The following is a 22,347-nucleotide window of genomic DNA, read 5'->3' on the forward strand; positions in this document are numbered from 1 at the left end:
TTTATCCTAATAAACGATAGTAAATGGTTTTTGCTTTTTGTATCTCCTGAATTCCATGAATCACTACGCGCCCATCCTGAAAAATGACAATGCGATATTCTTCTGTTTGGCAAGAAAGCAAATAGGGATTCATGTGAATATCCCCATAGGGACGAAGTTGGTCTGCCAACTGCTCTAAATTATAGTGAGTCGGATTTGGCGGTCGGATTTGTACAGCATCACGACCACAAAGCACCTCTAGTTTTGTTTGATTTTCATAAGCTAAAGATGGATATGTAGGGTGGTGACCACAGGTTGGACAATCATCCTGACGTATTTTATCTACGTTGATTTCATAATGTTGATTTTGCCAAACATCAAACGTCAAATAGCTTTTTCGTAAGGCCTTGTCATCGCCAACTAGCAATTTTAACACCTCTGCTACTTGATATGCCGCTACTATTTGGACAGGAGGACTAATAATTCCTACTGTATCACAGGTCATCCCTGTTTGAGGCATGACCTTCAGCAAACAGCGTAAACATGGTGTTTTCCCTGGCACAATCGTATAGGTAGCCCCATAACTACTCACACAAGAGCCGTACACCCATGGAATACGATGCTGTTGTGCAAGATCGTTCATCAGAAAGCGGACATCAAAATTATCAGTGGCGTCTACGATGACATCTATATCGTCTAGCAACGGTAGCAATGATTCTGTGCAGGCTTCCATAATGGCGACATGAATGGCGACCTCTGTGTTAATTTGTTGTAGTCGATTTTTGGCTGCGATCACTTTTGGCAATTTCTCTTGTGCGTCTTGCTCAGTATATAATTGCTGTCTTTGCAAATTACTCCATTCCACATAATCTCGATCAATCAGCGTCAATTTTCCAACACCTGCCCGCACGAGTGCTTCTGCGCTAGCACTGCCCAAGGCACCAACCCCTACGATTAGGACATGCTTTTGTTTCATTGCCTGCTGCCCCGCTTGTCCAATAGGGCTAAATAATTGTTGTCTCGAATATCTATTATTCATGAGCATTTTGCCTTTCTTTCTATGAATTTTCGTTTGACCTTTTCATTGATAGCATTATAATAAAGTGAAACTTACTTAGAAATTTTTTTCTATTTCGTGCTCATTCTTCACTTCATGAATGGAGCATTTTTTATTAAAAAACTCCCATAACGCAAGAAAAGGAGGTCGTTCTACCTTGCATCCTACACATCTTCAACAACCCATCCATGCTGCCATTTTAACCGTGAGTGATACACGGACAAAGGCAGAGGATTTAGCTGGTCAGCGCATTCATTCTTTACTTTTGGAGGCTACTTTTGAAGTAGTGGACTACCAAATAACAAGGGATGAACCGCTCGATATCTCAGAACATATTCATACATGGTGTAATCATGCCAACATCAATGCTATTATCGTCACTGGTGGAACTGGTTTTACACCAAGAGACCAAACCTACGACACCATTTTGCCTCTTTTTGAAAAAGAAATGATGGGGTTCGGAGAATTATTTCGAACGTTAAGCTATGAGGAAATTGGCCCCAAAGCTATGTTTAGTCGTGCCACAGCAGGTAGTCGCCATCAAACAGCTATCTATGTTTTACCAGGTTCTACTAACGCTGTGACATTGGCCATGACCAAGCTTATTTTACCAACCATACAACATTTCGTTGGAGAATTGAATCGCCTATGAAAGTTGCTGGTGTTGTCTTAGCTGGTGGTCAATCCTCTCGATATGGTCAACCGAAAATGTTTGAGACGTTTGCAGGACTACCCTTATATAAGCACAGCCTCAATGCCCTCCAAGAAAATCAATTAAATCCTTTGGTGATTGCTACAAACGCTAGCCTGCAACCTAGGTTTGCATCTGAGAATGTGCAATGGATCATTGAACAGCAGCCGCATCAAGGGCCACTTTTTGCCCTTCATCAAATTCTAGCGTCTTTTCCTGACATTGAATGGTTTTTTGTCGTCGCCAGTGATATGCCCTATATGAACGCAGCGTTTATTGAAGAGCTGCTAGGCTATATAAATGATTCTTATGATGCGATTGTTCCTAAACAAAATTTACACTATCAGCCATTAGCGGCCCTATATCGCCACACGGCATTACCCATGGCGAAACAATTGACGGAACAAAGCAAACGGAGTATGAAAGTGCTTTTAGATCAACTTCGTGTATGTTATGTTCCTTTTAAGGAGAACTGTCCAACATTTATTAATATCAACGCTCAACATGATTGGCTACAAACAGTGACAAAGGAGTCTAACAATGAATAATTTTTCCCACTGGAACGAAGCAGGTCGTCCTAAAATGGTCGACATTTCTGAAAAAGAAATAACAACACGTACAGCCATAGCACGCAGTACCATTACATTATCCAACGAGGTCTATCAGGCCATCCAACAAGGTGGTATAAAGAAAGGTGATCCTACACAAGTCGCTCAAATCGCAGGGATTATGGGCGCTAAAAAAACAGCTGATATCATCCCTATGTGCCACCCTATTATGCTACAGGGCACAGATCTGCAATTTGACTATGAGAAAATCGATAATGGTTATGCGCTACACATTCAAGCTACTGTCAAATGCAATGGAAAAACGGGTGTCGAAATGGAGGCCCTTACAGCTGTCTCCATTGCTGCCCTCACCTTTTATGACATGTGTAAGGCGGTTGATAAAACGATGGTCATTAAAGAAACCTATCTTGTAGAAAAAACAGGCGGCAAAAGCGGTACCTTTACGCATAAATAAACAGAAAAAATTCGGCATCTTGCCGATTTTTTTCTGTTTTTATGTTTACCCTCCGATATGGGACATTTCAACTTTAGCCTTTTTCCTATTTGCTATCGTCTGTTCGTTCCGCTCGTCTGAATAGCGATCATTTCTTTCTGTCCAGACACTCTTTATACAATTAAGAATTGCTGTATCATCTTGGCCAGATCTTAATAGCTCTCTTAAATCCGTCCCCTCTGTAGCAAACAAACAAGTATATAATTTACCCTCTGCTGAGAGGCGTGCACGTGAGCAAGACGTGCAAAAAGAATCTGTGACTGATGATATAATACCAATCTCCCCTTGATTATCCTTGTATTGGTAACGAGTCGCCACTTCCCCTAGATAATTAGGAGCAATCGGTCGCAGCGGTGAATGCTGATGGATTTGCTCAACGATGTCTTTTTTGGCCAACACATCATCCATGCGCCAACCATTCGAATTTCCAACATCCATATACTCAATAAAGCGTAAAATATGTTGTTTTTCTTTAAAAAATCGTGCCATTTCTATAACATCTTGGTCATTTTTTCCCTTTTGAACGACCATATTAATCTTTACTTGTAAACCGGCTTCCGCTGCCTTTTCAATACCCTCTAACACAGTTGACACCTTCCCGCGATGTCCATTCATCTCAAAAAAACGCTCGTCGTTTAGTGAATCTAAACTAATTGAAACGCGAGATAAGCCTGCTTGTGCCAATGGCTGTGCATATTTTTTTAATAAAGTGCCATTTGTTGTTAAAGCGATATCTTCTACACCTTCTAGGCGATGAATTCGGGCAATTAATTCCGTTAAATCGCGGCGTAATAAAGGCTCCCCACCTGTAATGCGAACCTTTTTGACACCTAGTGAGACGAATATTTTGACTAATCTTTCAATCTCATCGAAGTTTAAAATTTTATCAGATGATAAAAATGCATAATCAGGACCAAACACTTCAGCTGGCATACAATATCGACAGCGAAAGTTGCAGCGATCTGTCACGGATATTCTTAAATCTCTTAACGGTCTTTGTAGTTGGTCTTGTAGATCCGTCATTTAATCTCCTTCTTTCCGTACATTCTGAGCTGGTATGATGATGCGTTGTGGATGTGTATAAATATTCAATGTTTGTTGTCGAATAAAGCCTACCGTCGTAATACCAAGCTGCTCGGCCAATTGCAAGGCTAATTCGGTTGGTGCCGATTTGGACAATACTATTTCACAGCCTATTTTGGATACTTTTAGTAAAATCTCTGATGATATTCGTCCACTAAAAACAATAATTTTATCTTGTATACTAATATTATGACGTAAACAATAGCCGTAAATTTTATCTAAAGCATTATGGCGACCAATATCCATGCGACTTAAAACAATGCCATTGACATCGCAAAGCGCTGCATTATGCACACCACCTGTTTTTTTAAATATATCAGCAGTATCCTGCATGGCATGCATTAAGCGAAAGCAATCCGCAGCAGTAATTTGCACATGAATATCTTCCATTTTTTTTGCTACTAAAGCATCGTTTGTAAAAACAAAGCCTTGTCGACTCATTCCACAACAAGATGTTATATAGCGTTTGTTTTGTGTTTGCTGATAATAAGGATTGACATGCTTTGTTTTAATGTGCACAAAGCCTTCTTGTTCTTGATGCCAAATGTCCTCAATATCTTCGTAACTACGGATCACCCGTTCGGACGCTAAATAACCGATAACCATATCCTCGACATACTCCGGCGTACAAACCATCGTGACAAATTCTTGTTGATTAATTTTCACGGTCACAGCATATTCTGAGACAATTAAATCATCCATTTCCTTCGCTTGCTGCCCTTCAACTCGCACAATCTTCCTCGTAACGGCTCTCTCCATAAGGCATCCTCCTTTATTCACTTATAGGCTTTTCAAAAACAAAGACGGAAATCGCAAAATCCTCTTCAATTTTAATATCTGAAAATAAGTGGAGTAATTTACTGCCCATTAATTCTTCCATGCCTTCCGGTGGGGATTGTGCATATAAATCTTGAATCATGCTCGTCCTTGCGGCATGAACCATTTTTAATCCTTCGGGTGAACCCGCAATAAATTTTTCAGTTGGAGTGATATTCCCATATAAAGTGGAGACAGCCATATTTTCAACAAAAACCGTATGAATACGTTCTGGTCCTTTACCAAAAACTTCTTTTCGTAATTTACGAATCATATCGTTAAATTCATGAACTTTTTTAGACATAGTAACGATTCTCCCATCATCATTATACTTTTTTAGGCAATCACTATGGGGGTCACCCTTACAGTTTGTTAATCATATAGTAACTTTTAAAAAAATAAAAGAGAAAATATTTTTGATAATTATTCTCATGTAAAAATATTGATAATTCATATTGTTCCTTTTGCAGGAAAGGGCTATAATAATAGCACAAATGGAATTTATGTATTTTGATCCCTATGTCTTCCTCTACTTAGAAGTCGCATAGTGTTTATAAATATTTGAATTCTATGATGACCTAAAAATAAAAGTTGATTGAGTTTTTAGCAAGGCCTGCTAAGAATTTTATCCACCATGAATGTATTAGCATGTCTTAGACGTGCCATTTCATGGTGGATTTTTTTTATTTTTTAACCCGAGACATGGATAACTTGTTATGTTCTAACAATTACTCTATTTTGAGGTAGCTTCACGTCGATTTGGGAATTACAATGATAACAAGACAATCTTTTCATCATTTTTGGAAAGCTCGTATTGTAATTCCCTTTTGTCTTAAGCCGTAACAGGTTGTCCGAGTAGTCTCATAGTGTAAAAGGAGGAAATTACCTTGACTCAAATTCATATTAATGGCGTAACGTACGATGTAAACGAAGGCGCTACAATCCTTGATACCATTAATCAACATGACATCCCTCATCCACAGATTTGTCATGTACCTACCGTCGATCCAATCGAAACGTGTGATACATGTATCGTTGAGGTAAACGGCCAATTAGTTCGATCATGCTCAACAAAAGCAGTCGATGGCATGAATGTATTATTAACCTCTGACAAAGCAAAAACGGCGCAAACAGAAGCGATGGATCGTCTTCTTGAAAATCATTTATTGTACTGTACAGTTTGTGATAATAATAATGGGAATTGTACGTTACACAACACAGCCGAGTTAATGGAAATCGAACATCAAAAGTATCCATACAAACCAAAAGTGGAGCCACATGAAGTGGACATGTCACACCCATTTTACCGCTATGATCCAAATCAATGTATCGCATGTGGACAATGTGTAGAGGTCTGTCAAAGTTTACAGGTGAATGAAACACTATCTTTGGATTGGGAAGCAGAAAGACCTCGCGTAATTTGGGATACCGGCGTTGCGATTAATGATTCTTCCTGTGTCAGCTGCGGTCAATGTGTAACCGTTTGCCCATGTAATGCGTTAATGGAAAAATCCATGCTTGGAGAGGCTGGATTTATGACTGGTCTTAAACAGGATATGTTAGATCCAATGATTAGCTTGATAAAAGAAGTAGAACCCGGCTATAGTGGTATCTTTGCTGTTTCTGAAGTGGAAGCAGCGATGCGTAGTAAACGGACGAAAAAGACAAAAACAGTCTGTACATTCTGTGGTGTAGGCTGCTCATTCGAAGTGTGGACAAAAGATCGTAAAATTTTAAAAGTACAACCTTCCGATGGTCCTGTAAATGCCATTTCTACTTGTGTCAAAGGGAAATTCGGTTGGGACTTCATCAACTCTGAAGAACGTATTACAAAGCCATTAATTCGTAAAGATGATGCCTTTGTGGAATCTTCTTGGGATGAAGCACTTGATTTAATTGCCGCTAAACTGGGGGGGATTCAACAACAATATGGCCCTGGTTCTGTGGGCTTTATCTCTTCTTCTAAAATTACAAACGAGGAAAATTACTTAATTCAAAAAATGGCACGCCAATTGTTTGAGACAAATGATGTAGATAATTGCTCCCGTTATTGCCAATCACCGGCAACGGACGGTTTATTACGCACAGTAGGTATGGGTGGGGATGCAGGAACCATCAAAGATATTGCCAATGCTGGTCTTGTCATTATTATCGGGGCTAACCCAGCTGAAGGTCATCCTGTTTTGGCCACTCGGGTCAAACGTGCCCATAAATTACATGGTCAGAAACTAATTGTTGCCGATATACGTAAACATGAAATGGCTGAGCGTTCTGACATATTCATGCGTCCGAAACAAGGTACGGACCAAGTATGGTTAATGGCAGTAACCAAGTATATGATGGATCAGGGTTGGCATGATGAAGCCTTCATTCAGAAAAATGTCCTACACTTGGATGAGTTCAAACAAGTTCTTGAAAAATACACACTTGATTATGCACAAGAAATGACTGGTATCTCAAAAGAAACCTTAATTCAGGTGGCAGAAATGATTCGCGAGGCAGACGGGACTTGCGTTCTTTGGGGTATGGGTGTCACACAAAATACAGGTGGTTCATATACGTCAGCTGCCATTTCTAATTTACTTTTAGCAACTGGTAACTACCGTCGTCCAGGTGCAGGTGCCTACCCTCTTCGCGGCCATAATAATGTTCAAGGCGCTTGTGATATGGGTACACTACCGAATCTATTGCCAGGCTATCAAAAAGTAACAGATGATGAAGCGCGAGCTAAATTTGAAAAAGCATACGGTGTTAATGTTCAACCACAACCAGGTCGTAATAATATGCAAATGTTAGATGCGATTATGGAAGGTAAAATGAAAGCAATGTATTTGGTAGGTGAAGATATGGCACTTGTCGACTGTAATGCTAACCATGTAGATGAAGTTCTATCCCAATTAGACTTCTTTGTGGTCCAAGATTGTTTCCTATCACGTACGGCACAATATGCGGATGTTATTTTACCAGCTGCTCCTTCACTCGAAAAAGAAGGTACATTCACTAATACAGAACGTCGCGTTCAACGACTGTATCAGGTTTTACCGACGCTGGGAGAGTCAAAGGCAGATTGGGAAATCCTGCAAGCAGTCGCTTGTCGTCTAGGTGCTGACTGGCATTACAATCATCCAAGCGATATATTCGATGAAATGGCTAGCCTATCTCCCCTTTTCTCACAAGCAAACTACGATGTACTGGAAGGCTGGGGTAGCTTCTGCTGGGGTAGTCATGATGGGAAAGATACACCTTTACTCTATGAGGACGGATTTAACTTCCCTGATAAAAAGGCACGCTTTGCATTAAATGACTGGGTGGAACCAGTTGAATTTGAGGCACAGTATGATTGCCATATTAATAACGGACGTATGCTTGAACACTTCCATGAAGGCAACTTAACGAATAAATCAAAGGGTATACAATCAAAAGTTCCTGAGATTTTCGTAGAAGTATCACCAGAATTAGCGAAAGAACGAGGCATTGAGGATGGAGCCCTACTACGCTTAGTATCGCCATATGGTGCATTAAAGCTAAATGCTCTTGTCACAGATCGTGTACAAGGTAACGAGTTATTCTTACCAATGAACTCTGTTAGCAAGGATTCAGCTATTAATTTCTTAACAGGTCCAGCCGCAGATGTGAATACGTCAACACCTGCTTATAAACAAACGAAAGTCCGAGTAGAAGTGCTAAAAGCAAAAGGAAAATCACCACTTCCTCGAACAAACCCACGTTATAAAAAGCGCCATCCTCAAAATGGCGTCGAGGTACAACGGAAATGGAATCGTCCTGGCTACGTTCACTTAACAACTACTAATGAAAGAGAGTGAGAGCATGGCTGTCCCGATTACAAACATAAAAAAGCAACCATTTACGGAAGAACAACTAAAAGAACAAAAAATAGACAATCTAAAACAATTACTTTCTGAACATGAAGAAGCAGTTCAGCAAGTATTTACCATTATGTCAGAATTAAATGATATTGGTGCATTAGAAGCCGCTACTAAGTTACTTGAAGCGAAAGAGGATGTGGCTCATATAGCACTTGGACAATTAACACGAAAGCCTGTGACGAATATTATTAATAATTTGATGGGTGTTGCAGGAGCCTTGACAGAGCTAAATCCTGAAACAACAGCAAAACTTATTGAAGGCTTACATGCTGGAGTGGACGAAGCCAATAAAGCTCTAGAGACTGATGAAAAAGTGAGTGCTTTTAAGCTAGTTAAAATGTTAAATGATCCAGATGTTAATCGTGCACTCAATTTTTGTGTCCATTTCTTAAAAGGACTTGGCAAAGGCTTGAAAGATTAGGTGGTGCCTTCATGTTAACGAAAGAAAATATACTAAACACCTTGAAACAGGTAGAAGATCCAGAGCTTCACCAAAGTATCATAGACTTAAATATGGTGCGAAATATTCAAATCAACGGTACACAAGTATCGCTTGATATCATTTTGACTATTCCTGGCTGCCCTTTAAAGGCAAAAATCCAACAGGATGTGGAGGAGGCGTTAAAAACGCTCGGTGTCTCCCCTGTTGTCATTAGCTTTGGGGCAATGACCGAACTGGAACGTCGCACCTTAACTGCCTCTCTACAAGCGGAAAAGGTGACAGACACAGGTATGCCCAAAATGCTGTTGCCCCATTCTGGCGTTCAATTTATCGCAGTAACTAGTGGTAAAGGTGGTGTTGGTAAGTCTACCGTAACCATCAACCTAGCTGTTGCTCTTGCCCGTCTTGGAAAACGTGTCGGTATTTTAGATGCAGATATTTACGGCTTCAGTATACCTACGATGATGAATGTTGACCAAAAACCAACCATGCTGGACCAAACTGCAATTCCTGTGATGGTTCATGGTGTTAAAATCATGTCGATGGGCTTTTTTACACATGACAATCAGCCTGTCATGTGGCGTGGGCCTATGCTTAACAAATGGATTCGAAATTTCCTAGTCAACACACATTGGGGAGATTTAGATTATCTCCTCATTGATTTGCCTCCAGGTACAGGTGATGTGGCAATTGATATGGCAGCGATGATCCCTCAAGCACAGGAGGTTATTGTTACAACACCACATCTTGCTGCATCTCACGTTGCTTCCCGTGCAGGTTTAATGGCTCAACATACCAAACACACCATACTTGGCGTCGTCGAAAATATGGCCTATTTTGAAGGGGCAGATGGTCAAAAAAACTATCTTTTTGGACAAGGGGGGGCTGAGCAATTAGCCGAATTACTGAATACGAATGTTTTAGCACATATTCCTTTTGCTCAACCTGAAGAAAATACAGGCTCCTCCGTGTATGATGCAGATACAATTATTGGTGAAATTTTTACTCACCTAGCAGAAGATTTGCTCTATCAATAAAAAAAATCCCTTGATTTGCATATACACAAATCAAGGGATTCTATTTATTCCCCGCTATTTTTTACAGCTCTGCCCAAATAATCACAAACGAACGTGATCTTTCGAGCATTCACCGTTTTTAATGGATTACTAATAGCCAGCCTTTTTTAATTCTTGCATGAAATAAAAACGATACGTATTGTGGACAAATGTATCTAATGAAAGCCCTACATTCACCTGATATTTTGTAAAAATAAAATAAAATCGTTTATCCCATTTTAAACGCAATAATTCTCCCGCTTCTTTACCATGCTTACATGTAAATTCCACAATTAAAGGTTCAATCATCCGAAAACAATATTTTTTTAAATGAGCGAGAGCTTCAATATCTTTATCCCTTTGAAAGCGTGTAATCCAATCTAATATTTGCTCGTTCATTATCTTGCTCCAATCTTATCATTCAGAGTTTCTTCCTATTAAATTATACTCTTATTTAGTAGAAGCGAAAAATACTTTCCCGAGCTTCATCATTTTTTGCCTCAAGTTATATCATCACACTGTCATTTACATTTCATCAACAGGACGATTCCAACGTAGGTGATATTGAACAACTTTATCCCTTGACTGTTTATCTAGGACTAAAAGCTGATCACCCGTCTGGATGATATAGCCCTTCTCTAGCGTTCTTACTTTAGGCTGCTGTTGATAGGAATTAATAGCACCAATCTTTTCTTCCCATAGCAATTGATGCTTTTTCATATCGTACAGCACAAGCATATGATCTGCACTCTCTCGCTGGGTCTGTCGATAGGAAAGGAGGGCAACGCTTTCCACAATATCTATAGCCATCACTTTTGGCTCTAAATTTTGATAATTTCGTATAGCAGGCTCTGACAACACTTGTTGACTAAAATCTTGAATCTCTTGATAATTCTCTAAAGGCTGCTGATGAGTAGCAAAATAACCTGGCAAATCCGATTCAATAAAAAAACGTGCAGATATATAATTTTCAGCTTTGGTATCTTTGTTTAAGGCCTTGCCATCATAATGATAAAAATGGCCATCGACACCTTCTAGATAAAGTTCGTTTTGTAACGCTATCATTTGTTGTGCACCACTGCTCAAAATATCTATTAAAGGCTGATGCTGTTGGCGAAATTCCTTTTCAGAAAGTATTTCTTTTCCCGTTTCTATATCTAAAAGTGACAATTGCCCATACTCCCCATCTCGATGGTGAACAAGTAAGCCACCCATAAAATTCCCAATCAGTGTTTCTTTATAAGAAGCAGATTTTGTCCATTGTTTTTCACCTGTCTCCAAATTCACAGCTACAATAAGATAGTGTGAAATCAAATGTGTAATGCCATTTGATGAACCATTATTTTCATAGCCCTGTACCATTTGTACAGCTATTTTTTGTGATTCATCTGTATAAATAGAGGAGTCCGATTTGATTGGAAAGCTTCGTCCTGCTAAACCAAAAACTATCATGAGTCCATTACTTACTACTAAATAAATGACGAGCAAGCTGATAGAAATAACTAGACGCTTCCGTTTAATAGCTATAAATACTAACAATAACAATCCCAGTCCAAAGATAATCCCTAAAAAAATATCGTGAACAAGCCAGCCATTGAAGCGCCAGGAATACATATACCGTTGAAGAAATTGTTCCACTTTACTACCTCCTCTACTAAACAACCTTAGCTAAAATCAGAATAAAGCACATAGCGATCACATTCCAGGCATTGAAATAAATACCCCTGATGATGACCATTGTTCATTAAGGAAGCAGAAACCTCTTCTAGCGAAAAGCCAGTATAATTGTCAAACTGATCGTCAATGCCTAGCTCCACCATATCACTCCAGCCAACATAGCCAATAAATGCACAATAATCTGAGCAATGGGCTACCCAATTATTCCCTTGCCAGCTCACATAGCCTGGCGTTCGATATAGCACTTCCTCCGCCAATCTAGGATTTGTAATATGTTCATCATGAATTAAATCTTGCTGGTAAGAGCCATCATATTTTTGCGCCGCTTCCCCACTATGGATACATGAAGGGCAAAGATAATCTACATCCTCTATCGCGTAAATACTGCCAGTATAATAGACATCCACTTCCTGTTGACAACAATCGCATACAACGATGTCATCTGTCTCAAAAATTTTCGCCTCTAATGGCTTTGGTAAATATTTAAACGTAGGGATGAACGTTTTAATAGGCCGTTGATCTCGTATTTTTTGTGGCATCAACGGAACCATTGAATTTGGTTGATTTATGTAGGTTTGTAGCGTTCCAAATTTTTTACGATCTTTTTTATCATTATTATTCATAATAGCAGTAAATAGTTGATAAGCTTCTGGATACATCCTTAGTAAACAATAGACCTCGACAAGTATTCTCAATGTTTCTTGCGTTTGTGGCTCATTCTTTAATTGCTCTTTAAAAATATGCATCCGGTTAACCGTGATTGGTTGAGAAGGATTGAAATTATTTCTAAGCTCTTGCCATTCTTCAGCAATTGTCATCAAAATCTGCCTCCTTCGTTTGCCTAATTTTACTATTAAAAAGAATACTCTTTCATGACTTGGCAAATTTCAACTTGATACTGCGTGTACCATTTCTCTTTTCCTAATTGCTGGGCCGCTAAATGTTTGGCATTAGCTTTCCATGCTTGAATAGCCTCTAGTGATTCCCAATAGGATACGGTCATGCCCTTCCCTTCCTCATCCCTTACACTTTCAACACGTATGAAGCCAGGCTGTTGCTTGGCTAAGGCATCTATTATTTCGGCCATCTTGCCATAGCCCTCCCCATCATGTTCGGTTCTTTGTGAAGTAAAGATCACTGCATAATATGTTTCCATTTATTTCTCCCCCTCTATAACTTTTATTGTAAACGATAATGACTTTGACTAAAATCAAAATATAGCAAACGAAAGGATTGTGACATATGGGAATTAATCCAAATATGGCTGAAGTCGCAGCACTCCTCGGCGAAACTTCAAGAGCTACTATACTCGCTAGTATGATGGACGGTCGACTCCATACGGCTAGTGAGCTAGCCTATATGGCCGCTATTAAACCTCAAACAGCTAGCTTCCATCTAGCTAAATTAGTAGAAGGAAAACTAATAAAGGTGGAAAAACAGGGTAGACACCGCTATTTTCAATTAGCAGACGAGGAAATTGCTCAATTTCTTGAATCCTTCCTAGCCATTTCACCTCCTCCTGAAATACGATCTTTAAAACAATCTAGCCAAATAAAATTGTTGCAGGAGGCTCGAACTTGCTATGACCATCTGGCTGGTAAATTAGGTGTTCATTTGACAGAATCGATGATGCGAGCGGGCTATTTAAAATTAGAAGAAAAGCAGTTTGTTTTAACAGATGAAGGCACATTATTTTTCACATCATTTGGTATCGATTTACCTGCATTAAAAAAGAAAAGAAGATCCTTCTCACACGCCTGTTTAGATTGGAGCGAACGGCGTTATCATTTGGCTGGTGCTCTTGGTAGTGAGCTATTCAATCATTTATTCCAGCTTGGCTGGCTTACTCGTGTCCCTGCTATTCGCGCCATTCAGGTGACGGAGAAAGGTAAAATTGGATTGAAAGACGTATTTCAAATAGAGATGTAAACTAATATTGGACTTGAGGCAAAACATTATGACCTCAAGTCTTTTGTTCGACTAAACGTACGATTGACTAGGTAAATTCCGACTAGTATGAATAATCCCCCTCCCATGAAAGATGGTTGTAATGGTTCATCTAATAACAGCCAGCCCGTTAACACGCCAAAAAAAGGAGCTAAAAACAAATAGGCGCTTGTTTTCCCAGGGTCACTATTTTGCAGTAAATAATACCAGCCTGCAAATTGGATAATGGAGGAAAAGAGGCTAAGCCATAATAAAATCAGCAATGAATGCTGATTGACCATAAAAAACGGTTGCTCTAATAATGTACTCGATAGGAAAAGAAGCAAGCCCCCAAACAGCATTTGATAGGCTGATAAAACCCAAGTATCAAATAACGCCCCCCATTCTTTCGCTAATAATGTGGCAATCGCCCAAAAAACAGCCGATAAAAATCCAAATAGAAGTCCTATTTTCCATTCAACCTGAGCACCCATCGTGATCATCACACCGATTAAACCAAGAAAAACACCTACCCATTGATGAACATGGTAACGTGCTTTAGTAAAAAGGGTGGCAAATAGGACAACAAGTAGTGGGTTTGTAAATGTTAAAATAGAGGATTCACTTGCTGTAATGGTACGGAGGCTTAGAAATATACACCCCATCACTCCCGCCGTTTGAAATCCGCCAAGGATTAATAGCTTCCCCCACTCTTTCCCTGTTGTTGGGTGCTGTCTTTTCAAGAGGATAACGATAATAGCCATGATGATTCCTGCCAATATAAATCTCAGGGCAGCAAGCAATAAAGGGGATGAATAAGGTAAACCTAATTTTACGACTGCGAAAGATGAACCCATTAAAAAGGTTGTTACTACTAATAAAGCTATAAATTGATAGTTTTTCATACAACATACTCCTTAGCTGATTTTTGATCACTCTATTTGAATTATAAACAGGCAATGATTCAACATTCATCGAAGTATGGATTACATCTAGTTTTGAAACATAAAAAAACTTACCTCCATCATGATAGAGGTAAGACGCTTTCACGATTCATGATTCATAAATTTTTTCAGATTTTCAGCAATTTCTCGTGATTTTGTATGGTGTAAGTAATGATCTCCATCCATTATAATGACTTTGCCATGCACTGAATTTTCAACCTGCTCCTCATGGAGTGGTATCCAGTTTTTCTCAATTCCATCATTGTTGTTCGCCTGAACAAATAACAAAAGAGGTAAATCTTTAGGGAATGTAAGGTTTTCTGCTTCTTTAAACTTTTGATATATCCCCTTCAGTTCATTGGAAGTACTCGTATTATAAAAGTTTTTAAGGGTAATCATCCTAATTTGCTCTTTTGTTTCATCGTCATAAGGTAACCCAGCATATGGATCAGTATCCGATAGTTTTAGAGCTACTCTAGCAATGCCTGATTTTTTCAAAAGCTGTAGCGACTTAATGGGGAATTCTGTATCCATACCACCCTGAGTTGGAACACTGCTATCAATTCCGATAAATGCAGTTACCTCATCCGGATATTTATTGACATAATTGAGTCCATAGATCCCTGCTATCGAATGTCCCATTAACATATACTGGTCAATTTTTAATGTCTGTAGCGCTTCATGAATCTCACTTACTATATTCTCTGTGCTGCGCTCTTTCTTAGTATCATCGCTTAGCCCATAGCCAAAAGGCTCTACAGAAACTACCTTATAGTTTGGAGCTAGTTCTTCAATCAGTGGCTGAAAATCAAGCGTTGGAGCTGCTGTTCCGAAGCCTGGGAGTAAGACAATGGTTTCTGTCCCCTTACCTTGAATAGTAATATTCATATTTTCTCCATTAACAGCAACGAGCTGACCATAGGGTTCTATTTTACCTTGTTCTATTTTGTTGCAAATAATGTTAACTGTAAAAACAATAGCGAGTAGTAGCACTCCTATTGCACCTATAATCGCTATCGATTTCAATAATATTCTAGTAAATTTTTTCATGTTTGACGCACGAGGGGGTTCACCTTTACTCATGCCTGCCTCCTTTACACTGTTGTTAACAGCTACCTTATGAGCCGTTAACAACAGTGTAAAGGACGAAGATGTCTTCCCAATGACGGTAATATGAACGCAATATGAACAATAAAAAAAATGGTACGATATCCTACATGAAGAATCACATAGGAATCGTACAATCGTACCATTTATTTTTTAATTAGCTGTGGTTGGCAATGTAACAATAAATGTCGTTCCTTGTTCAAGTTCACTCTCCACCCGAACGTCCCCTTTATGCAAGGAAACGATTTGTTTCACAATAGCAAGTCCCATCCCACTTCCCTCATATTTTCGACTGTGGGAACGGTCCGCCTTAAAAAATCGCTCGAATACTCGCTTCTGATCTTCTTGAGAAATGCCAATGCCCGTATCTGTTATGCGAACTAACACATGATGAGCCTCTTGTGACATGCTAATCTTTATTGTGTCGCCATCCTTTGAAAATTTAATACTATTCGTAAGAAGATTTGTCCATACCTGATTTAATTGGTCGTAATCTGCCATGACATAAACCGATTGCAACTGGAGGTTAAAATGGATGTTTTTAGCCATCCATTGTGGCTGGATTGCGACGATTACACGTCTAATTTGTTCATCTAGGCTTAACGACACAAGCTGCATCGGTGGTGCCTTGGATTCAAGCAAGCTTAGTTTTAGTAGGCTATCACTCATTTTAGACATTCGTTGAGCTTCAGCCATAATAATATCAAGATAACGGTTTTTTTCCTCAATCGTTAAGTCTACTTGCTTTAGTGCCAAAGCATAGCCAGATATCGAAGTAAGTGGTGACTGAACCTCATGGGACACATTCGAGACGAATTCTTTCCTCATTTGCTCTAATTGCTGCAAATCGGAAGCCATTTCTTCAAAGCTTCTGGCTAAAACACCTAATTCTCCTGATTGTTTAATGTTGAGCTCGACATTAAAATCTCCACCTGCTATATGTCTCGTCGCTTTTGTTAATTTTTTAATCGGTCTGACTAAAAACATAGCCGCTATTAGAAATACTACACTGCCTATAACTAGCGCATATGTGGAAAAATTTAAAATTAACGTGAGCGCAAATGAGACCGAGGAGACAGCTTTTGGTTCGATAAACATCGCTTTGGTTCCTTTGTCAGTTGTTAAAGGCATACCGACAAGTCCTGAAGAAACGTTCGGATTCACTTGCACAACTTTACCTTCCAACACGTCTCGAACCTGCTTCTTAGTCACTTTATTCAATGTATCACTTTGAGCGTCTCCATAAGCCTTCATCCCCCCTGCTTCATCATAAACATAGACATCATACGATTTCAGTTGATTCATTTGGCTAAGTAAATGGTCTGCCTCCTGAAAAGGCATTGTGTCAAAAATTAAGACAATGTCCTGTCCAAAATTCAGCAAGGGGATTTGTAAGTATTCATTCAATTTATCTTTAAATAACCATGTGGCTACGAAGAAGGAAACGACTGTACCACCAATGACCGCAACTAGAAATGTTAACACGACGCGTGTATATAAAGATTTGATCATTCATCAACCTCTAGCCTGTAACCAAGACCTCGTATCGTCTCAATATGAAAATCAGCTATCAAAGCGAAGCGCTCACGCAAGCGCTTTATATGTACATCAATTGTTCGATTATCACCAGCATAATCAATTCCCCAAATTTGATCGATCAGCTGTTCACGTGTATATACCTGTCCAGGTGTTTCGGCTAACTTATATAATAATTCAAACTCTTTAAGTGGCAGCGTAATAGCATCCGTTCCGGTCATAATTTTAAAGGTCTGACGGTCAAGAGTAATAGCTCCGAGCTGAATGGTCTGCGAATAACCAATTCTGTAGCGCTTTAATAAAGCCTTTACACGTACCGTCAGCTCTAAAGGATCGAATGGCTTGGTCAAATAATCATCTGTCCCGAGCTCAAAGCCTTTGACTTTTTCCCACGTCTCACCTCTTGCTGTCAGCATGAGTAATGGGATTTCAGCATTGGCTCTCCGTAGCTCCTTACATAAAGTCCAACCATCCATCGTTGGCATCATAATATCAAGTACTACGAGATCAACAGGTGTTGAGTGATAGATGGATAATGCTTCCTTACCATCTTCGGCTTCCACTGTTGCGAATCCTTCCTTGCGCAGAAACAGGCATACAAGCTCGCGAATATTCGGATCGTCATCAGCAACAAGTATAGTTGTCATACATCCGTTCCCTCATTTCCAATATAAAAGTCAACCCTATTATACTATAAATGAACTTCACTTCTCACCTTCATGCCTCTCCTTTCAAGGGAACTCTTCCTTAAGACCCGCAGCTTTTCTTCATTTCTTCTCTTTTTACATAAAATGAAACTTTTGGGTTTTGAATCTGTACTATTTAGAAAATATTGATTTTTCTGGAGGTCATATGTTTAAAACTAGAGGCTTTACCCTTATCTTTATATGCTTTTTAACAGCCTGCTCTCAGAATACCGCAATTCCTAAAGAGCAAATACAAGAAGAAAAAAATAAAGAGAATATCGTGGTAACAGCAGATGGTAAACTTACCTTTGAGCTTATTAATAACATGGAGGCTCCCCAAGAAACTGTAGATACGATAAAAGATGAACTATGTAAGGCTTATGAGAATATTTTGCAATCCATCCATACATCCTATGTTCCATCTGAGCATATAACAGTATTTCTAAATGATGGTACTCCCTCATGGGGATTAGCATCAAAAATCGTGTTAGATCTCAGCTTAGAAAATCCCACACTTGTCCATGAATTGACACATTCCTTACTTGGTTACGGGGGCAATTTTGATACCGATAATGGCTACTTTACGCAGGAAGGTTATGCGGTTTATATGGACGATCAATTCGGTAAAAATGAATTAAATCTTGAAAAGTATATGAAGCATTTTCTGGATTCAGACAAATTAATTCCCATTAGCAAATTAATAGACCCAAATCAAGATGATCATTATTTTCGCGCAGAGCTTCCAAACAAAGAAGAACAGAGTGTCCTTTGGGGGATGAGCTATATACATGCTGCTTCATTTGTTAAATATTTAGTTGAAACGTACGGGATAGAAAAGTTTGAACAAATCTATGATAAGAAAGACCTGGCAAAGAAAATAGAAGTAGTATACGGAAAAAGCGTTAGTGAAATTGAAATGGATTGGTTAGCCTTTATTAACAATCAACCACGGTTTACCTATGAAGAAAAATTAAAATTGCCTGATTTCTATGATACTAATACAATTATTCTCCAGCTTGATCCTACATTTTTTGAAAGGTAGTAAAGAGACCCACGTCAGCACAAAAAATCTAAGTTCGGACCATACCGGACTTAGATTTTTCCTTTTTCCCTATAAGTAAAAGTATGCTCGTAAATCTAGCAACCTCAATTAGGCAATCAGTTTTGCAAACCATGCCACATAATGAGCTCCTGGGATGAATAATAACTGTGCCACAATCGTTCCTAAAAATCTTGAAAACATCATCATGACCGAGGCTCTTTTTAAATCTATATAGCTCCCCCTTTTATTAATTACATCATCGGCAAGAATGGAGATTTTTGGATCAATGAATAGAATTAATAGAATGGTCGCTATGCCATTAATTAAACCAGATGCCATAACGGCAGTTGTTTTTAATTCTGGGACTAATAAAGTGGCATACAAAGCTGATAAAACGCCAATCGTATAGATTGCCGTAATGACTATATTGGTAATAAATAATTGCAGAGGGATATCTCCCAATCCTATATCTTTTAAATAGGTAAAGCGTGGCTTATGAATATGCTTCAAGCTACGTCTTACATATTCAAATGTAAAACCCTTTTTCAGTAATGCTGGGATGGAACCCCTTTCCTCAGCCAGATGGACGATAGCTCTTGAAAAAATGGCCACGAAAGTTGGGATGAGTAAGATGCCTACTAGTGTTCCAACTGATGCCGCTCCAATAATTATACGAAACTGCTGTTCTACATGTGTCAAGGCATCGCCCACAGGTGCAGTATCGACCAAACTACCAGTAAATGGTTGTTGCATCATATTAGCGAGCCGTGAAACCATGACCATTACATTAAAAAGTGCTAAAGCAGATGCTAGTAATCTGACACGCGCTCCTGATAAACGTACGGCATAGGCAAGCGTTTCAATGGCATGAATGATTAAAATAAACAAGGCAATCATTATCAATTTATTTGTTATTAAATCCACACTATGTACCTACTCTTTGCTTTCTAACGATTTTACATACTGACGCAAAACAATCAAAATAGTTCCGATTGAAAAATCTTATCTACCTTAAATATAAAAAGCATAGGTAAGGTTTTTTATCCGTTAAAAACTAACAACGCCCTTTCCCTTAATCCTCTCTATCATGAACCATAAACATAGTACGCCAAAAAACATCCCTTTGAAGCAGAATGACCATTGCGAAGATTTTTCGCAATGGTCATTCTTCCACTAACAGATTGGAATTCTAGCGTAGTTTCCATTTTCCTTCTCTCATTATATTAAACTGCTCTTCTAGACCAAATGACTACTGGAATGAGCAGCAACGACATTAGGCCGCCTGCTAAGGACAATGCCGCATAACTAGCATTCGCAACGACCATCCCAGATAGCGCTCCCCCAGATGCCCCTGCCAATGCCACAAAAACATCCATTTTCCCCTGTGTTTTTGCGCGGGTAGACGGCTCCGTTGCATCAACGATTTGTGCAGTACCACTAATTAAACCGAAATTCCAGCCTAACCCAAGTAAAGAAAGTGCCACTATAAGTAAAACCATCGAATCGCTTGGAGCAAATGCCGCTAATAAACCCGCTAGAAGCAAGGTAACACCGGCAGCAATACTCATGACTGTTCGTCCGACTTTATCAACAAGAATACCTGTGACAAGCGATGGCAGATACATAGCACCTACATGAAATCCAATCACAATACCTACTTCCGATAAACCATGTCCATGGTGTCTCATATGTATGGGTGTCATCGTCATAATCGCTACCATGACAATTTGTGTTAAAACCATCACGGTTGCCCCTACCGCCAAACCACGTTTATTAGCTGTTGGATGTGTGGACGGTATTTCATTTTCTATAGCATATTTTTGCTTAAGCGCCTCAATTCCTTTAGCGATTTCTAAGGGATCCGGACGCAGCATCACAAATAGGACAAATCCTGCTACTATAAAAGCGGCAGCAGATAGCAGAAAAGGACCAGCAAGCGCAGGAATACCAATCGATAATGCCACTTTCCCCATCAATTCTACTAAATTCGGACCTAAAACAGCACCAAATGTTGTCATAAGCATAGTCGTACTTATAGCTGTTGCACGTTGTTTGTCATTCGCTAAGTCTGTACCCGCGTACCGTGCCTGTAAGTTGGTTGCAGTTCCTGCTCCATAGATTAATAGAGATATAAACAGCATAATAACACTATTAAATATCGCAGCCATGACGACTCCAATGGCTCCTAGCCCCCCAACAATAAAACCAGTGGATAACCCTGTTCTACGGCCATGACGTTGTGATAATTTACCAACAATAAAAGCTGCACCAGCTGACCCTAATGTAAATAATGCCGATGGTACACCTGCATATGCATCGGTTCCAAGCATTTGTTGGGCTAATAAAGCACCTACTGTAATACCAGCCGCTAGCCCTGCTCCCCCAAATATTTGAGATAGGCTCACTACTATTAATACACGCCTATATAAGCTTTTTAATTTTTCTGGTGACTCCATATATGATTCTATCGAAAATTCCGCTTTTCCAGACATTCTCTTTACCCCTCTTTCTAGTTGCATAAGATAATACATGTAGCCATTTTATGTATCCTATAAATCGTTCCAACTGGCTCTACGTTATTCTCTAGCCAGCCTCTGCCATTCTAATACACCCTCTTCTAACCGGAAAGCATTGATCCCTTTTGCTTTCAACATTTTTACAGCTTCGGCTGACATTAAGCAATAAGGTCCTCTACAGTAAGCTACAATGTCAATATGTGTTGGCAGGGTAGATAGTTGATTCTCTAATTCTTCAATAGGCATAGAAACGGCTCCTGGAATATGTGCTTGTTCAAATTCTTCTTTTGGTCGAACATCGAGTAATAGCACTTCTCCTTTATCCATGCGTAATACGAGATCCGAAGGCGTTACTCCCTCTATGCCAAGATGCTCATTAAAAAATTCTTCTTTTATTTGTTGAACCTGAATCAATTGTTTTTCAGATAGCGCATGTAATGTCGTTAAAAATTTAGCAATCACTTCATCTGCTAATTCGTAGATAACAAAATTACCTTCCTTTGAAAATTTGACTAATCTGGCATTAAAAAGTGTCTTTAAATGCTGAGACACATTAGCTACGGACATATCTGTACTTTTGGCTAATGCATCAACAGACTTTGGACCTTGAGAGAGAATATCAAGTATTTCTAATCGTTTAGGGCTTGATAAACTTTTTCCAATTCTAGCGAATTCTTGATATAACAAATCCTTTAAATGTCGTTCATGCAATGTTGAGTACCACCTTTCAACTATTCAATTAATTTATTGAATAGTTGAATATTAATTCTTTATTTTACCATTGTCAATTACTTAATTTTACGAAAAAAACCATTTTTTAAGCACAAAAAAGAACATGTTT

At 39.1% G+C, this 22,347-nt stretch carries 23 protein-coding genes; 8 read left to right on the forward strand and 15 right to left on the reverse strand.

Going from position 1 to position 22,347, the window contains the following annotated elements; all coding sequences use genetic code 11:
* Position 1: 1 nt before the first annotated feature.
* Complete coding sequence (locus A2J09_RS09285; RefSeq protein ID WP_036162808.1) at positions 2-1,018, reverse strand: thiazole biosynthesis adenylyltransferase ThiF; 1,017 nt, start codon at positions 1,016-1,018, stop codon at positions 2-4.
* A 175-nt stretch (positions 1,019-1,193) separates the two neighbouring features.
* Between A2J09_RS09285 and A2J09_RS09290 the strand changes: the two genes are divergently transcribed.
* The 3 genes from A2J09_RS09290 to moaC are packed head-to-tail and all read left to right on the forward strand — an operon-like array spanning position 1,194 to position 2,750.
* Positions 1,194-1,688, forward strand: coding sequence for a MogA/MoaB family molybdenum cofactor biosynthesis protein (locus A2J09_RS09290; RefSeq protein ID WP_031416173.1), 495 nt, complete (start codon positions 1,194-1,196; stop codon positions 1,686-1,688).
* Positions 1,685-2,275: a molybdenum cofactor guanylyltransferase gene (locus A2J09_RS09295; protein ID WP_012294883.1), complete on the forward strand. Its 591-nt coding sequence runs from the start codon at positions 1,685-1,687 to the stop codon at positions 2,273-2,275. Before A2J09_RS09290 ends, A2J09_RS09295 begins: the two co-directional genes overlap by 4 nt.
* A complete protein-coding gene (gene moaC, locus A2J09_RS09300) occupies positions 2,268-2,750 on the forward strand; it encodes a cyclic pyranopterin monophosphate synthase MoaC (protein ID WP_012294884.1) in 483 nt (160 codons plus the stop codon). The genes A2J09_RS09295 and moaC overlap by 8 nt, the downstream gene beginning before the upstream one ends.
* A 45-nt stretch (positions 2,751-2,795) precedes the next feature.
* Here moaC and moaA read toward each other — a convergent pair whose 3' ends face one another.
* From moaA to A2J09_RS09315, 3 genes are read right to left on the reverse strand one after another with little or no spacing between them, the layout of a single operon-like run.
* Entirely contained in the window at positions 2,796-3,812 is a 1,017-nt protein-coding gene (moaA, locus tag A2J09_RS09305) for a GTP 3',8-cyclase MoaA (RefSeq protein ID WP_036162002.1), read from the reverse strand.
* The gene (fdhD, locus tag A2J09_RS09310) at positions 3,813-4,631 is read right to left on the reverse strand and encodes a formate dehydrogenase accessory sulfurtransferase FdhD (protein ID WP_031416178.1); all 819 of its coding nucleotides are present in this window, start codon (positions 4,629-4,631) and stop codon (positions 3,813-3,815) included.
* A 13-nt stretch (positions 4,632-4,644) separates the two neighbouring features.
* Positions 4,645-4,992 (reverse strand): Na-translocating system protein MpsC family protein, encoded by a 348-nt coding sequence (locus tag A2J09_RS09315; RefSeq protein WP_031416179.1) that lies wholly within the window; start codon positions 4,990-4,992, stop codon positions 4,645-4,647.
* Positions 4,993-5,575: 583 nt separating this feature from the next.
* Between A2J09_RS09315 and fdhF the strand changes: the two genes are divergently transcribed.
* Genes fdhF through A2J09_RS09330 form a run of 3 tightly spaced genes read left to right on the forward strand, consistent with a single transcriptional unit; the run spans position 5,576 to position 10,054 of the window.
* A complete protein-coding gene (fdhF, locus tag A2J09_RS09320) occupies positions 5,576-8,512 on the forward strand; it encodes a formate dehydrogenase subunit alpha (protein ID WP_012294888.1) in 2,937 nt (978 codons plus the stop codon).
* Positions 8,513-8,516: 4 nt separating this feature from the next.
* Entirely contained in the window at positions 8,517-8,996 is a 480-nt protein-coding gene (locus tag A2J09_RS09325) for a helical membrane plugin domain-containing protein (protein WP_012294889.1), read from the forward strand.
* Between the two features lie 11 nt (positions 8,997-9,007).
* Positions 9,008-10,054, forward strand: a complete 1,047-nt coding sequence (locus A2J09_RS09330) for an Mrp/NBP35 family ATP-binding protein (protein ID WP_012294890.1) — start codon at positions 9,008-9,010, stop codon at positions 10,052-10,054.
* A gap of 129 nt (positions 10,055-10,183) precedes the next feature.
* On the opposite strand, the gene A2J09_RS09335 is transcribed toward A2J09_RS09330, so the two are convergent.
* From A2J09_RS09335 to A2J09_RS09350, 4 genes are all read right to left on the reverse strand, one after another.
* On the reverse strand, positions 10,184-10,471 hold the full coding sequence (locus A2J09_RS09335) for a hypothetical protein (RefSeq protein WP_012294891.1): 288 nt from the start codon (positions 10,469-10,471) through the stop codon (positions 10,184-10,186).
* A gap of 126 nt (positions 10,472-10,597) precedes the next feature.
* Positions 10,598-11,710, reverse strand: coding sequence for a PA2928 family protein (locus A2J09_RS09340; RefSeq protein ID WP_036162004.1), 1,113 nt, complete (start codon positions 11,708-11,710; stop codon positions 10,598-10,600).
* Positions 11,711-11,736: 26 nt separating this feature from the next.
* On the reverse strand, positions 11,737-12,567 hold the full coding sequence (locus tag A2J09_RS09345; RefSeq protein WP_012294893.1) for a CbrC family protein: 831 nt from the start codon (positions 12,565-12,567) through the stop codon (positions 11,737-11,739).
* A 35-nt stretch (positions 12,568-12,602) separates the two neighbouring features.
* Positions 12,603-12,905 (reverse strand): antibiotic biosynthesis monooxygenase family protein, encoded by a 303-nt coding sequence (locus A2J09_RS09350; protein WP_012294894.1) that lies wholly within the window; start codon positions 12,903-12,905, stop codon positions 12,603-12,605.
* 86 nt (positions 12,906-12,991) lie between these two features.
* Here A2J09_RS09350 and A2J09_RS09355 point away from each other — a divergent pair, with 86 nt between their 5' ends.
* On the forward strand, positions 12,992-13,678 hold the full coding sequence (locus A2J09_RS09355; RefSeq protein WP_012294895.1) for an ArsR/SmtB family transcription factor: 687 nt from the start codon (positions 12,992-12,994) through the stop codon (positions 13,676-13,678).
* 26 nt (positions 13,679-13,704) lie between these two features.
* On the opposite strand, the gene A2J09_RS09360 is transcribed toward A2J09_RS09355, so the two are convergent.
* The 4 genes from A2J09_RS09360 to A2J09_RS09375 all read right to left on the reverse strand — a co-directional run bounded on the left by A2J09_RS09360 (position 13,705) and on the right by A2J09_RS09375 (position 17,909).
* Positions 13,705-14,580: a DMT family transporter gene (locus A2J09_RS09360; protein ID WP_012294896.1), complete on the reverse strand. Its 876-nt coding sequence runs from the start codon at positions 14,578-14,580 to the stop codon at positions 13,705-13,707.
* Between the two features lie 141 nt (positions 14,581-14,721).
* Positions 14,722-15,702 carry an alpha/beta fold hydrolase gene (locus A2J09_RS09365; protein ID WP_036162006.1) on the reverse strand — a complete coding sequence of 327 codons (981 nt, stop codon included), beginning with the start codon at positions 15,700-15,702 and terminating at the stop codon, positions 14,722-14,724.
* Between the two features lie 177 nt (positions 15,703-15,879).
* The gene (locus A2J09_RS09370; protein WP_036162009.1) at positions 15,880-17,238 is read right to left on the reverse strand and encodes a HAMP domain-containing sensor histidine kinase; all 1,359 of its coding nucleotides are present in this window, start codon (positions 17,236-17,238) and stop codon (positions 15,880-15,882) included.
* Complete coding sequence (locus tag A2J09_RS09375; RefSeq protein WP_012294898.1) at positions 17,235-17,909, reverse strand: response regulator transcription factor; 675 nt, start codon at positions 17,907-17,909, stop codon at positions 17,235-17,237. Before A2J09_RS09375 ends, A2J09_RS09370 begins: the two co-directional genes overlap by 4 nt.
* Before the next feature lie 205 nt (positions 17,910-18,114).
* On the opposite strand from A2J09_RS09375, the gene A2J09_RS09380 reads away from it, so the two are divergent.
* Entirely contained in the window at positions 18,115-18,990 is an 876-nt protein-coding gene (locus tag A2J09_RS09380) for a gluzincin family metallopeptidase (RefSeq protein ID WP_036162011.1), read from the forward strand.
* Between the two features lie 108 nt (positions 18,991-19,098).
* On the opposite strand, the gene A2J09_RS09385 is transcribed toward A2J09_RS09380, so the two are convergent.
* From A2J09_RS09385 to A2J09_RS09395, 3 genes are all read right to left on the reverse strand, one after another.
* The gene (locus A2J09_RS09385; protein ID WP_012294900.1) at positions 19,099-19,887 is read right to left on the reverse strand and encodes a lipid II flippase Amj family protein; all 789 of its coding nucleotides are present in this window, start codon (positions 19,885-19,887) and stop codon (positions 19,099-19,101) included.
* A gap of 326 nt (positions 19,888-20,213) precedes the next feature.
* Entirely contained in the window at positions 20,214-21,482 is a 1,269-nt protein-coding gene (locus A2J09_RS09390) for an MFS transporter (RefSeq protein WP_036162013.1), read from the reverse strand.
* Between the two features lie 84 nt (positions 21,483-21,566).
* Positions 21,567-22,217, reverse strand: coding sequence for an ArsR/SmtB family transcription factor (locus A2J09_RS09395; RefSeq protein WP_012294903.1), 651 nt, complete (start codon positions 22,215-22,217; stop codon positions 21,567-21,569).
* Between the last annotated feature and the right edge of the window lie 130 nt (positions 22,218-22,347).

It is taken from the genome of Lysinibacillus sphaericus (assembly GCF_001629735.1).
Lineage (GTDB): Bacteria > Bacillota > Bacilli > Bacillales_A > Planococcaceae > Lysinibacillus > Lysinibacillus pinottii.

What these genes read in the sequence shown, in the direction of transcription:
- A2J09_RS09285 (WP_036162808.1), bottom strand. Translation starts at nt 1,018, where the DNA reads ATGAATAATAGATATTCGAGACAACAATTATTTAGCCCTATTGGACAA.
- A2J09_RS09295 (WP_012294883.1), top strand. Translation starts at nt 1,685, where the DNA reads ATGAAAGTTGCTGGTGTTGTCTTAGCTGGTGGTCAATCCTCTCGATAT.
- moaC (WP_012294884.1), top strand. Translation starts at nt 2,268, where the DNA reads ATGAATAATTTTTCCCACTGGAACGAAGCAGGTCGTCCTAAAATGGTC.
- moaA (WP_036162002.1), bottom strand. Translation starts at nt 3,812, where the DNA reads ATGACGGATCTACAAGACCAACTACAAAGACCGTTAAGAGATTTAAGA.
- fdhD (WP_031416178.1), bottom strand. Translation starts at nt 4,631, where the DNA reads ATGGAGAGAGCCGTTACGAGGAAGATTGTGCGAGTTGAAGGGCAGCAA.
- A2J09_RS09315 (WP_031416179.1), bottom strand. Translation starts at nt 4,992, where the DNA reads ATGTCTAAAAAAGTTCATGAATTTAACGATATGATTCGTAAATTACGA.
- A2J09_RS09325 (WP_012294889.1), top strand. Translation starts at nt 8,517, where the DNA reads ATGGCTGTCCCGATTACAAACATAAAAAAGCAACCATTTACGGAAGAA.
- A2J09_RS09330 (WP_012294890.1), top strand. Translation starts at nt 9,008, where the DNA reads ATGTTAACGAAAGAAAATATACTAAACACCTTGAAACAGGTAGAAGAT.
- A2J09_RS09335 (WP_012294891.1), bottom strand. Translation starts at nt 10,471, where the DNA reads ATGAACGAGCAAATATTAGATTGGATTACACGCTTTCAAAGGGATAAA.
- A2J09_RS09345 (WP_012294893.1), bottom strand. Translation starts at nt 12,567, where the DNA reads ATGACAATTGCTGAAGAATGGCAAGAGCTTAGAAATAATTTCAATCCT.
- A2J09_RS09350 (WP_012294894.1), bottom strand. Translation starts at nt 12,905, where the DNA reads ATGGAAACATATTATGCAGTGATCTTTACTTCACAAAGAACCGAACAT.
- A2J09_RS09355 (WP_012294895.1), top strand. Translation starts at nt 12,992, where the DNA reads ATGGGAATTAATCCAAATATGGCTGAAGTCGCAGCACTCCTCGGCGAA.
- A2J09_RS09360 (WP_012294896.1), bottom strand. Translation starts at nt 14,580, where the DNA reads ATGAAAAACTATCAATTTATAGCTTTATTAGTAGTAACAACCTTTTTA.
- A2J09_RS09365 (WP_036162006.1), bottom strand. Translation starts at nt 15,702, where the DNA reads ATGAGTAAAGGTGAACCCCCTCGTGCGTCAAACATGAAAAAATTTACT.
- A2J09_RS09370 (WP_036162009.1), bottom strand. Translation starts at nt 17,238, where the DNA reads ATGATCAAATCTTTATATACACGCGTCGTGTTAACATTTCTAGTTGCG.
- A2J09_RS09375 (WP_012294898.1), bottom strand. Translation starts at nt 17,909, where the DNA reads ATGACAACTATACTTGTTGCTGATGACGATCCGAATATTCGCGAGCTT.
- A2J09_RS09380 (WP_036162011.1), top strand. Translation starts at nt 18,115, where the DNA reads ATGTTTAAAACTAGAGGCTTTACCCTTATCTTTATATGCTTTTTAACA.
- A2J09_RS09385 (WP_012294900.1), bottom strand. Translation starts at nt 19,887, where the DNA reads ATGATTGCCTTGTTTATTTTAATCATTCATGCCATTGAAACGCTTGCC.
- A2J09_RS09390 (WP_036162013.1), bottom strand. Translation starts at nt 21,482, where the DNA reads ATGTCTGGAAAAGCGGAATTTTCGATAGAATCATATATGGAGTCACCA.